The sequence below is a fragment of the Ideonella sp. P3_A4 genome (assembly GCF_056403075.1).
Genome location: NZ_JBFUGE010000017.1, coordinates 21,679 through 32,857, shown reverse-complemented (window position 1 = coordinate 32,857; position 11,179 = coordinate 21,679). Strand labels below are relative to the sequence as shown.

The following is an 11,179-nucleotide window of genomic DNA, read 5'->3' as shown; positions in this document are numbered from 1 at the left end:
GGCGCTCGCCGCCGGCACCCGCACGCGGGCGCCAGGCGAGCAGCGCAGCGACGCGCTGGCGCCAGCTGCTGCCCGGGGCGGCGGCCGCGGTGTGGTTGGTCACTCGAGCACCTCCCCGCGCTCGGCGGCGAGCTCGCGCACTGTGGCGGCGAACACCTCGGCGCGGTGGCCGTAGTTGCGGAACATGTCCAGGCTGGCGCAGGCCGGGCTCAGCAGCACGGCGTCGCCGCCTTGAGCCTGCGCGTAGCACCAGCGCACGGCGGCTTCGAGCGTCGCGTGGCGCTGCAGCGGCACGCCGGTCGAGGCGAGCACGGCTTCGATCGCTTCAGCGTCCTTGCCGATCGTCGCGACCGCACGGGCATAACGCGCCACCGGCGCCGCCAGCGGGCCGAAGTCTTGCCCCTTGCCGTCGCCACCGAGGATCACGACCAGCTTGCTACCCGCACGGTCGGCGCCCAGGCCGTTCAACGCGGCCACCGTCGCACCGACGTTGGTGCCCTTGCTGTCGTCCACCGCTTCGATGCCACCGACAAAGCCGATAGGCGCGACACGGTGCGGCTCGCCGCGGTATTCGCGCAGGCCGTGCAGCATCGGCGCCAGCGGGCAACCGATGGCCGTGGCCAGTGCTAAGGCAGCCAGCGCGTTCGACGCGTTGTGGCGGCCGCGGATGCGCAGCGCATCGGCGGGCATCAGGCGCTGCAAGTGGATTTCTTCTTCCTCGTCCTTGCGGCGCTTGATCGTTTCGTCGGCCGGCAGGGCACGCACCAACCAGGCCATGCCGCCTTCGGTGACGAGGCCGAAATCGCCCGGGCGCTGTGGCGCATCGAGGCCAAAACGCAGCGTCGGCCGGGTGATCGCCTTGGCCGCCTTGCCACGGGCCCCTTTGACCATCACCGGCGCCGGCACCATGGCTTCGACCATCGCGTCGTCGCGGTTGATGACCATCAGGCCTTGTTCGCCGAAGATGCGCGCCTTGGCCGCCGCGTAGGCAGGCATGTCGCCATGCCAGTCGAGGTGGTCCTGCGTGACGTTCAGCACCGTCGCGGCGTTGGGCTCGAAACCCTTCACGCCGTCGAGCTGGAAGCTGGACAGCTCCAGCACCCAGACCTCGGGCAGGTGCTCGAACACTGGCGCGGCCGGCGGCGGCGGGGCCAGTTGCAGCGGCGCTTCGTCGTCGCCCGCGGCCTGGCCCCCCATCGGCAGGTCGATCGAGGTTTCCTTCAGGCTCAGCTCGACGTTCAGGTCGACCTGGTCACCCACTGCGCTGACGTCGGTCGTCATGTCGACCTGGTTCGCCACGCCGCTGACGTCGACCTGCATGTCGACGCGGTTGGCCGCACCGCTGACGTCGACAGTCAGGTCCACCGTGTTCGCCACACCGGTCACGTCGACCGGCACGTCGATCGAATCGGGCGTCAGGCCGGTGGTCTCGTCGTCCAGCGGCATCGGCACGGTGCGGTCGTCCAGCGGCGTTGCGTCGACGAATGCGCCGGGCAGCGTTGGCCGGTCGTCGTAATCGTCGTTCTTGGCGTCGTCCTTGGCGTCGTCCGCCAACGGCATGGGCACGGTCGCCTGATCGGACTCCTGCACCGGCACCGAGATCGACGCGGCGCGCTCGGCCGCATCGAGCAAGGCCTGCGGCCGCGTGACTTCTTCTTCCGCCGGCTTCGCTTCCGGCTCGAGGTCGAGCGCGGCGGACAGCGTGTCCAGCATCGTCGGGCCGATGTTGCCTGCCATCGCGACGCGGGCGCCGGTGCGCGCGACCAGCATCGCCGTCAGCGAGGTCACCGTCGTCTTGCCGTTGGTGCCGGTGATCGCCAGCACATTGGGCACATAGCGGCGCTCGGCTTTCAGGTCGGCCAACGCGCGGGCGAACAGATCCAGTTCGCCCTGCACAGCCAAGCCGCGCGCACGGGCCGCTGCGAGCAACGGCGCGATGCGCTCGTCGCTGGGCGCCAGGCCCGGGCTTTTCAGGATCAGCTTCACCTCGGCGAGGTCGCCAGTGCCTTCGAGACGCTCCGCCGGCAACGGGCCTGTCATCAGCACGGCCTCGGGCGCGGCCAACGCCAACGCGGCCGCTTGTGGCGGCGCCTCGCGCGAGTCCCACACGCGCACGTGGGCACCGTGGCGGGCACACCAACGCGCCATCGCCAGGCCCGAGTCACCGAGGCCCAGCACCAGCACAGAGAGGTCTTTCAAGTGATTCACTCGATCTCCCTCAACGCAATTTCAAGCTGGCCAAGCCGACCAGGCACAGCAGCATCGTGATGATCCAGAAACGGATCACGACCTGCGTCTCGTTCCAGCCGGACTTCTCGAAGTGGTGGTGCAGCGGCGCCATCAACAGGATGCGCCGGCCCTCGCCGTAGCGCTTCTTGGTGTACTTGAACCACGCCACCTGCACCATCACCGACAAGGCTTCCATCACGAACACGCCGCCCATGATCCCGAGCAGGATCTCTTGCCGCGTGATCACCGCGATCGTGCCCAGCGCGCCGCCCAACGCCAGCGCGCCGACGTCGCCCATGAAGACCTGCGCCGGGTAGGCGTTGAACCACAGGAAGGCCAGGCCCGCGCCCGCGATCGCGGCGCAGAAGATCATCAGCTCGCCAGCACCCGGGATGTAGGGGAACAGCAGGTAACGTGAGTAGACCGAATTGCCGGTCACGTAGGCAAAGATGCCCAAGGCGGAGGCCACCAGCACCACCGGCATGATCGCCAGGCCATCCAACCCATCGGTCAGGTTGACCGCGTTGCTGGCGCCGACGATGACGAAGTAGGTCAACCCGATGAAGCCGAACACCCCCAGCGGGTAGCTGATGGTCTTGAAGAACGGCACCATCAAGTCGGCCTTGGGCGGCAGGTCATTCGAGAAGCCGCTCTGGACCCAGCGCAGGAACAGTTCCAGCACGCGCAGGTTCGAGGTCTCCGACACACTGAACGCGAGGTACAGCGCGGCCACCAGCCCGATGATCGATTGCCAGAAGAACTTCTCGCGCGAGGCCATGCCCTCCGGGTCCTTCAGCACGACCTTGCGCCAGTCGTCGACCCAGCCGATCGCGCCGAAGCCGAGGGTCACCAGCATCGTGATCCAGACGAAGCGGTTGCTCCAGTCGCTCCACAGCACCGTGGCCATGCCGATGCCGATCAGGATCAGCGCGCCGCCCATCGTTGGCGTGCCGGCCTTGACGATGTGGGTTTCGACGCCGTACGAGCGGATGGGCTGGCCGATCTTCAACTCGGTCAGCCGGCGGATCACCCAAGGCCCGAAGACCAGGCCGATCAGCAGCGCGGTCATCGCCGCCAGCACCGCGCGAAACGTGAGGTACTGGAACACGCGCAGGAACCCGAACTGCTCGGGGTACTGGCTTTGCAACCACTGGGCCAGGCTAAGCAGCATGGGTGCCTCCCGACTGCAAGGCAGCGACGACCTGCTCCATCTTCATGAAGCGCGAACCCTTGACGAGCACCGACGCGTACGGCATCGCTTCGTCCAGCGCCGCCAGCAACTCGGCCACGGTTTCGAAATGACGTGCACCGGCCGCCTGGGCCGCGTGGCGCATCAGGTCACCCACGCACCAGATGGTCTCGATGCCGCTGTCGCGCGCATGGCGGCCGACCTCGGCGTGGAAGGCCGGTCCCTGGTTGCCGACTTCGCCCATGTCGCCCATCACCAGCCAGCGCGGGCCGGGCAGCTCGGCCAATACGTCGATCGCGGCGCGCACCGAGTCGGGGTTGGCGTTGTAGCTGTCGTCGATCAGCGTGCGCGGCTGGCCGGCCACTGTCAGTGGCTTGACCTGCGACCGGCCCTTGACCGGCGTGAAGGCGGCCAGGCCGAGCGCGATGGCGTCCAGCGACACGCCGGCGGCCAAGGCGGATGCAGCAGCAGCGGCAGCGTTCTTGACGTTGTGGCGACCCGCGATGTGCAGTGCGAAGTCGACACGGCCGGTGGCTGTGTCCAGCCCCACCTGCCAGTGGTCGAGCTGCCAGTGGGCGCTGGCGCGCACGTCGGCGGGCGCGTCGACGGCGAAAGTCAGCACACGGCGCTCGCCGGCCAGCTCGCGCCACAGCGGGGTGTAGATGTCGTCGGCCGGGAAGACCGCCGTGCCATCGACTGGCAGCGAAGTGATCACCGCGCCGTTCTCGCGCGCAACCGCTTCGACGCTGTGCATGAACTCCTGGTGTTCACGCTGGGCGTTGTTGACCAGCGCCACCGTCGGCCGCGCAATCGCCGCCAGCTCGGCGATCTCGCCCGGGTGGTTCATGCCCAGCTCGACCACCGCGGCGCGGTGGGCAGCATTCAGGCGCAGCACCGTCAGCGGCACGCCGATGTGGTTGTTCAGGTTGCCGGTGGTTGCCAGCGACTGCTCACCATGCGCGGCCCGCAGGATGCTGGCGATCATCTGCGTGACCGTGGTCTTGCCGTTGCTGCCGGTCACCGCGACCAGCGGCAACGTGAAGCGCTGGCGCCAGGCAGCCCCCAGCGTCTGCAGCGCGAGCAGCGGGTCGTCGACCTGCAACCCTGACAGGCCGGCTTCGGCGATGCCGTGCGAGGCCAGTGCCGCGACCGCACCCGAGACGCGCGCCGCGTCCAGGAAGTCGTGCGCGTCGAAGCGTTCGCCCTTCAGCGCGACGAACAGATCACCAGCCTGCAGCGTACGGGTATCGGTGTGCACGCGCGCAAACGCCAGACCGCGGTTGCCCACGACCTGTGCACCCGGCAGCATCGCCTGGGCCTGTGCGAGCGTCATCATCTTTGTCAAGCGCGGCTCCCCAGCGCGATGGCCGCCTCGGCGGCATCTGAGAACGGGTGCTTGACGCCGTCGATTTCCTGGTAGTCCTCGTGGCCCTTGCCTGCCACCAGAATCACGTCGTTCGGCTGCGCCGCCGCCACGGCCTGGTGGATCGCCACGCGGCGGTCGACCTGCGCCTCGACCTTGTCCGGCTGCGGCGGGATGCCGGCGATGATCTGGTCGACGATCGCTGCGGCCGGTTCGCGGCGCGGGTTGTCGCTGGTGACGATGACCTGGTCGGCCCGGCGCGCAGCGATCTCGCCCATCAGCGGGCGCTTGGCTGCATCGCGGTTGCCGCCGCAGCCGAACACGCACCACAGCTTGCCGCCGCGGGCTTCGGCCAGCGGGCGCAGACCGGCCAGCGCTTTCTCCAGCGCGTCCGGCGTGTGGGCGTAGTCGACCACCACTTCCGGCGTGTTGGCCGGGCCCAGCACGCGCTGCATGCGGCCGGGCACAGGCGTGACGCGCGCCGCCACGCGCGCGGCAGCCGCCAGCGGCACGCCGAGGGCGCGCAAGCCGCCGATCACGACCAGCAGGTTGCTGACGTTGTAGTCGCCGATCAAGCCACTGGCGACCGGCGCGCGCTGCAGACCCTCGACCACGTCGAAAGCCAGACCGCCGTCGCGGTAAGCCACGCCTTCGGCGCGCAAGCGCGCCTCGTCGGTGACCGACACGGTCCACAGCTGCGGGCCCTTGCCGGCCAGGTCGGCGACCAGCATCGCGCCATGCGCATCGTCGACGTTGATCACTGCGGAGCGCAGCCCCGGCCAGCCGAACAGCTCGCGCTTGGCGGCCCAGTAGGCCTCCATGCTGCCGTGGTAGTCGAGGTGGTCTTGCGTGAAGTTGGTGAACAGCGCGACCTCGACCGCGGTGCCGCCCAGCCGGTGCTCGACGATGCCGATCGACGAGGCCTCGATCGCGCAGGCGCCGAAGCCCTGGTCGACCATGCGGCGGAAACCTTGCTGCAGCAGCACCGGGTCGGGCGTGGTCAGGCCGGTGAACTCGATCGCGCCGTCGGTCGAGCCAGGCTGCGGTGGTTCACCAATCCCGAGCGTGCCGACCACGCCGCAGCGGGTGCCGAGTTGCGTCAGGCACTGCGCGGTCCACCAGGCGGTCGAGGTCTTGCCGTTGGTGCCGGTGGTGGCCACCACGCGCAGCGCGCCGCTGGGCTGGCGGTAGTAGGCGCTGGCGATCACGCCGGTGGCGGCCTTGAGCTGCGGCAGCGTGGCGACGCGCGCGTCTTCGAAGCCGAAGGCCTCGATGCCATCGCGCTCGACCAGGCAGGTGGCCGCGCCGCGTTCGAGCGCCTGCTTGACGTACTGGCGGCCGTCGTTGGCATAGCCGGGCCAGGCGATGAAGGCATCGCCGGGCTGGACCTGGCGGCTGTCAGTGCGCAGCGCGCCAGTGACCCAGGAGCTGAGCCAGCGAGCGGCAGCGTCGGGGCTTTTCAGGTGGGTGAGGGGCATGGGGATCTCAATGGCGCTCAGTGGGCGGCCTGTCCGGTGGCCGCGTCGTCGGCGCGGGCCACGGCCAGCGGCTTGCCGGGGGCGGGCTTGCTGTTCTGCGCGGTCAGTACGGGCGCCTTCACTTCGAGGTCGGGTGGCACGTTCAGCGTGCGCAGTGCCTGCTCGACCACCACCTTGAACACGGGGGCGGCCACCAGGCCGCCGAAGTAGACGCCGGTGGGCTCGTCGATCATCACCGCAACGACCACGCGCGGGTTGTCGATCGGCGAAATGCCGCTGAACCAGGCGCGGTGTTTGTCGCTGTTGTAGCCGCGGCCTTCCTGCTTCTCGGCAGTGCCGGTCTTGCCACCGGCCGAGTAGCCCATCGGCTGGGCCAGCGGTGCCGTGCCCTCCTTGCTGACGGTGCCACGCAGCAGCTGGCGCATCGTGCGCGCCGTCTCGGGCTCGAAGATGCGCACCGGCGGCAGCGCCTCTTCGCCCTTGATCAGCGACAGTGGCGCGAGTTCGCCGTCGCGGGCGATCGCGGTGTAGGCACGGGCGATCTGCAGCAGCGAGGCCGACAGGCCGTAGCCGTAGCTCATCGTTGCCTTCTCGACCGGCTTCCAGGTCTTCCACGGCCGCAGCTTGCCGGTGGCGGCGCCGGGAAAGCCGATCTGCGGCTTGGTGCCGAAGCCCAGTTCCGCCAGCATCTCGCCCATTTCCTTGTTGTCCAGCCGCTGCGACATCTTGACCGTGCCGACGTTGCTGGACTTCTGGATCACCTGCGCCACCGTCAGCGCATCGTGCTGGTGGGAGCCGTCGTTGACCAGCAGCGGGCCGACCTTGAACGGTCGCGTGTCGAGCACCGTGTCGGGCTTGACGAAGCCCTTCTCGAGCGCCATCGAGACGATGAACGGCTTGACCGTCGAGCCGGGCTCGAAAACGTCGGTGATTGCGCGGTTGCGCAGCTGGGAGCCGGTCAGGTTGCGGCGCTCGCCGGGCAGGTAGCTCGGGTAGTTCGCCAGCGCCAGGATCTCGCCGCTTTGCGCATCGAGCACAACCACGCTGCCGGCCTTGGCCTTGTGCTCCTGCACGGCATCGCGGATGCGCTGGTAGGCGAGCGCCTGCACCTGCGAATCGATCGTCAGCTGCACGTCGCGGCCGTCGCGCGGGTCGACCGGCTCACCCAGCTCTTCGACGACGCGGCCCAGGCGGTCCTTGACCACGCCGCGCGAGCCGCCGTGGCCCTGCAGCTGGCGCTGGAAGGTCAGCTCGATGCCCTCCTGGCCTCTGTCCTCGATGTCGGTGAAGCCGACCACATGCGCGGCAGCTTCGTTCTCGGGGTAACGGCGGATGTAGCCCGGCTCGATCGTCAGGCCCTTGACCTTCAGCGCGCGGATCTGCTGCGCCAGGCCATCGTCGATCTGGCGCTTCAGCACGACGTAGGCGCCGCCATCATCGAGCTTGGCGTTGAATTCCTTCAGCGGCATGTGCAGCAGCGAGACCAGCGCGCGCTTTTGCTCGTCGTTGGCCTTGAACTGCTGCGGGTTGACCGAGATCGTCGGYGCGTTGACGCTGATCGCCAGGATCTGGCCGTGGCGGTCGAGGATGCGGCCGCGGCTGGCCGGCAACTGCAAGGTCGAGGCGTAGCGCTCTTCGCCCTTCTTCTGGAAGAAGTCGGACTCCAGCACCTGCACGTACAGCGCCCGGCCCGACAGCGCGAGAAAGCCCAGGCCCACCAGCAGCACCAGGAAACGACTGCGCCACGGCGGCGTCTTCGACGCCAGCAGCGGGCTGGTCGAGTAGTTGACGCCGCGCACCGAGTGCGACGAGGTGGCGCCTTGGCGTTGGACGGCCTTCATTGGGCAGTCTCCACAATCATCGGCCGCGAGGCCGCAGCGCTGCCGCCCAATGCGGGAAGCAACGCGTCTTGCGCTTGGCGGCTGTCGTTGACGTAGATGGTCACGTCCGGCGTGGCCAGGCGCATCGCCAGCTTCTCGCGCGCGGTACGTTCGACCTTCAGATTCGTGGCCTCGGTGCGGCGCTCGGTGTCGAGCCGCTTCGCATCGGCCGCCAGCTGCGTCTCTTCGGCTTTCGCGCGCTCGATCTCGGCAAACAGGCGGCGCGACTCATAGCTCGTCTTGACGAGCCACAGCCCGCTGAGCACCAGCGCGATGAGCAGCATGACCGACAACCTCGTCATGCGTCGCCCCCCAGCCGCTCAGCCACACGCAGCACCGCCGAGCGCGAGCGCGGGTTGGCGGCGATCTCGCCTTCGCTGGGCTTGATGCGCGCCAGCGGACGCAGGCGCAGCTCGCGCGTTGGCGGCGCGAACGGTGCGCGGCGGTCGATCTCTTCGCGGCTTTCGTGCGCGATGAAGGTCTTCACGATCCGGTCTTCGAGCGAATGGAAGCTGATCACCACCAGCCGGCCAGCCGGGGCCAGCAGCGCAAGCGCGGCGCTCAGCCCTTGTTCGAGTTCTTCAAGTTCGGCGTTGACGAAAATCCGTAGAGCCTGGAATGTGCGCGTTGCAGGGTCCTGGCCCGGCTCGCGGGACTTGACCGTACGAGCCAGGAGCTGGGCCAGCTCGGCAGTGGTGCGAAGAGGACTCCCGCTCTCGCGGCGAGCAACAATCGCCTTTGAAATCGGTGAAGCAAACCGTTCTTCCCCATAGTCGCGTACCACTTGTGCAATGAGGCGCTCGTCGGCGCGCTCCAAAAATTCGGCGGCGCTTTCGCCGCGTGTCGGGTCCATGCGCATGTCCAGCGGGCCGTCGAAACGGAAGCTGAAACCACGCGCCGGGTCGTCGATCTGGGGCGAGCTGATACCCAGGTCCAGCAGCACGCCGTCGACATGCTCGACACCGCGCGCCGCCAGTTCGTCGCGCATCTGCGAGAAGGCGGCATGGCAGATCGTGAACCGCGGGTCGGTGATGGCGCCCTCGCCTGTCGTCGCGGCGGCAATCGCTTCTGGATCTTTGTCGAAGGCGATCAGGCGACCCGTCGGCGCCAGGCGCGACAGCAGCAGGCGCGAGTGGCCACCGCGGCCGAACGTGCCGTCGACATAGGTGCCGGCGGGGTCGACCACCAAACCGTCGATCGCCTCGTTCAGCAAGACGGTGGTGTGGCGGAAACCGCCGTCCAAGGCGGACGGATCCGGTTGGGAATCGGCCGGACGCCTGGTCCGCGGCGCCCTGGTTGACTTCGACTTGGCCATGACCGTCAGATGACCAGGTTGCGCAACGCGTCGGGCATCGGCTGGGCGAGCGTGGCTTCCTCGTTGGCCAGGTAGCGCTCGCGGTCCCAGATTTCCATCCGCCCGCCCATGCCGACGAGCATCAGCTCCTTGTCGAGCTTGGCCCAGCCGCGCAGTTCGGGCGACAGCAGCACGCGCGAACCGCTGTCGATGTCGACATCGATCGCACTGCCCAGGTACAGGCGGCGGAAGTTGTCGGCCTCCATCGGCAGCGCCAGCAGCTTGGCGCGGAACTCGACCCAGGCCGGGCGCGGGAACAGCAGCAGGCAACGTGACGGGCTCTTGGTCAGCGTCATCTGGCCGGCACACAAGGCGGCCAGCGCATCGCGGAAACGGGCAGGCACGGTGACCCGGCCCTTTCCGTCCAGCGAAAGCGCTGATTCGCCTTGGAACACAAACTCAGACACGATGACCCTCGAACACCTGAACTCAGAACACCTGAAATCCAGGACACCATTACCCACTAAATTGCACTTTCTCCCACTTTATCTCACCGCGCGCCCCAGGGTCAACGAAACGCAAAGAAAAATTCAATGAAATCAGTCACTTAGCCGTGAAACGTCAAGTACGGTGCGCGGAATATCGTTCAAAAGCAAGGACTTGCGCACGCCTCTCAAAGTGATGGGTGAGATAACCCCCTAACACAAAAGCCGTTGCAGAAACAATTGAAACAAGCGCGGACGACTGGACGAAGCGCAGATGCAACAAGCGCTGGCGACAGTGAAGGCACGGGCGCAACGAAGCGCGCGGAGGGAACCCACCAATGAATGCCTTCACCTTGTCGTCCACCCTGCTGAAGCCGGCGCCGCTGTTCCTGCGCGCACAAGGCCATGGCGCCACCGTCGTGTGCCTGCACTCCAGCACGGGCAGCAGTGCCCAGTGGAGCGGCCTGGTCGGCCAACTGGCCGACCATTGGCAGACCATGTCGGTCGACCTGCACGGCCACGGCCGCAGCCCCAGCTGGCCGGCCATCATGCCGAACACGCTGGATGTCGAAGCGCTGGCGGTGATCGATGCCGTGCGCCACGCCGGCCCCGCGCCCGAAGGCGTGCACCTGGTGGCCCATTCCTACGGTGCCGCGGTGGCGCTGCAGGTCGCACTGATGCAGCCGCTGTGGGTGCGCTCGCTGACGCTGTACGAGCCGGTGGCCTTTGGCGTGATCCATGCCATGTCGCCCGGCGACGCCACGCTGACCGAGATCGAAGCAACGGCCAAGACCGTGGCAATCGCCGTCGACGCCGGTGACCTCGAAGGCGCGTCGCGCAAGTTCGTCGACTACTGGAGCGGTGTCGGCAGTTGGGACGCGATGGGCGCGCAGCAACGCGAAAGCGTGCGGGCCCGCATCGCCACCATCCCGCGCCATTTCGAAGCCCTGTTCGCTGCCCGCTGGGCAGCCCGCCCGCTCGGCAGCCTGACGATGCCGACGCTGCTGATGCACGGCAGCCAGACCCGCGCACCGGCGCGCCGCGTGGCCGACCTGGTAGCCCAAGCCGACCTCCCGCGCCTGCGCCGCCACGAAATTGCGAACGCGGGCCACCTGGGCCCGATGACGCACGAGGCGCAGGTCAACACGGCCATCGTCGACCACCTGCAAGCCCAGGCCGCCGCCAGCGCGATGGCCGCGGCCTTTGCCTGAACACCAACATGCTGCTGACGCTCGCCGTTCACGAGTCGCTACAAGCTGAC

9 protein-coding genes are annotated in these 11,179 nt (G+C 68.2%); 1 reads left to right on the top strand and 8 read right to left on the bottom strand.

Annotated elements, in window-relative coordinates; translation table 11 throughout:
- Window positions 1-99 precede the first annotated feature (99 nt).
- The 8 genes from murD to mraZ all read right to left on the bottom strand — a co-directional run bounded on the left by murD (window position 100) and on the right by mraZ (window position 9,888).
- Window positions 100-2,208, bottom strand: coding sequence for a UDP-N-acetylmuramoyl-L-alanine--D-glutamate ligase (murD, locus tag AC1DYI_RS04135; protein ID WP_477202803.1), 2,109 nt, complete (start codon window positions 2,206-2,208; stop codon window positions 100-102).
- 10 nt (window positions 2,209-2,218) lie between these two features.
- Window positions 2,219-3,400 (bottom strand): phospho-N-acetylmuramoyl-pentapeptide-transferase, encoded by a 1,182-nt coding sequence (gene mraY / locus AC1DYI_RS04130; RefSeq protein ID WP_477202802.1) that lies wholly within the window; start codon window positions 3,398-3,400, stop codon window positions 2,219-2,221.
- A complete protein-coding gene (locus AC1DYI_RS04125; RefSeq protein WP_477202805.1) occupies window positions 3,390-4,754 on the bottom strand; it encodes a UDP-N-acetylmuramoyl-tripeptide--D-alanyl-D-alanine ligase in 1,365 nt (454 codons plus the stop codon). The genes mraY and AC1DYI_RS04125 overlap by 11 nt, the downstream gene beginning before the upstream one ends.
- A 5-nt stretch (window positions 4,755-4,759) precedes the next feature.
- A complete protein-coding gene (locus AC1DYI_RS04120) occupies window positions 4,760-6,259 on the bottom strand; it encodes a UDP-N-acetylmuramoyl-L-alanyl-D-glutamate--2,6-diaminopimelate ligase (protein ID WP_477202801.1) in 1,500 nt (499 codons plus the stop codon).
- A 17-nt stretch (window positions 6,260-6,276) separates the two neighbouring features.
- Window positions 6,277-8,100: a peptidoglycan D,D-transpeptidase FtsI family protein gene (locus AC1DYI_RS04115; protein ID WP_477202800.1), complete on the bottom strand. Its 1,824-nt coding sequence runs from the start codon at window positions 8,098-8,100 to the stop codon at window positions 6,277-6,279.
- Entirely contained in the window at window positions 8,097-8,441 is a 345-nt protein-coding gene (gene ftsL, locus AC1DYI_RS04110; protein WP_477202799.1) for a cell division protein FtsL, read from the bottom strand. Before ftsL ends, AC1DYI_RS04115 begins: the two co-directional genes overlap by 4 nt.
- The gene (gene rsmH / locus AC1DYI_RS04105; RefSeq protein ID WP_477202798.1) at window positions 8,438-9,382 is read right to left on the bottom strand and encodes a 16S rRNA (cytosine(1402)-N(4))-methyltransferase RsmH; all 945 of its coding nucleotides are present in this window, start codon (window positions 9,380-9,382) and stop codon (window positions 8,438-8,440) included. The genes ftsL and rsmH overlap by 4 nt, the downstream gene beginning before the upstream one ends.
- 77 nt (window positions 9,383-9,459) lie before the next feature.
- On the bottom strand, window positions 9,460-9,888 hold the full coding sequence (gene mraZ, locus AC1DYI_RS04100; RefSeq protein ID WP_477202804.1) for a division/cell wall cluster transcriptional repressor MraZ: 429 nt from the start codon (window positions 9,886-9,888) through the stop codon (window positions 9,460-9,462).
- A gap of 368 nt (window positions 9,889-10,256) precedes the next feature.
- On the opposite strand from mraZ, the gene AC1DYI_RS04095 reads away from it, so the two are divergent.
- The gene (locus AC1DYI_RS04095) at window positions 10,257-11,129 is read left to right on the top strand and encodes an alpha/beta fold hydrolase (protein WP_477202797.1); all 873 of its coding nucleotides are present in this window, start codon (window positions 10,257-10,259) and stop codon (window positions 11,127-11,129) included.
- Window positions 11,130-11,179: the final 50 nt, after the last annotated feature.

Coding starts and splice junctions, on each gene's coding strand:
- AC1DYI_RS04095 (WP_477202797.1), top strand. CDS start 10,257: ATGAATGCCTTCACCTTGTCGTCCACCCTGCTGAAGCCGGCGCCGCTG.
- mraY (WP_477202802.1), bottom strand. CDS start 3,400: ATGCTGCTTAGCCTGGCCCAGTGGTTGCAAAGCCAGTACCCCGAGCAG.
- ftsL (WP_477202799.1), bottom strand. CDS start 8,441: ATGACGAGGTTGTCGGTCATGCTGCTCATCGCGCTGGTGCTCAGCGGG.
- AC1DYI_RS04125 (WP_477202805.1), bottom strand. CDS start 4,754: ATGATGACGCTCGCACAGGCCCAGGCGATGCTGCCGGGTGCACAGGTC.
- AC1DYI_RS04120 (WP_477202801.1), bottom strand. CDS start 6,259: ATGCCCCTCACCCACCTGAAAAGCCCCGACGCTGCCGCTCGCTGGCTC.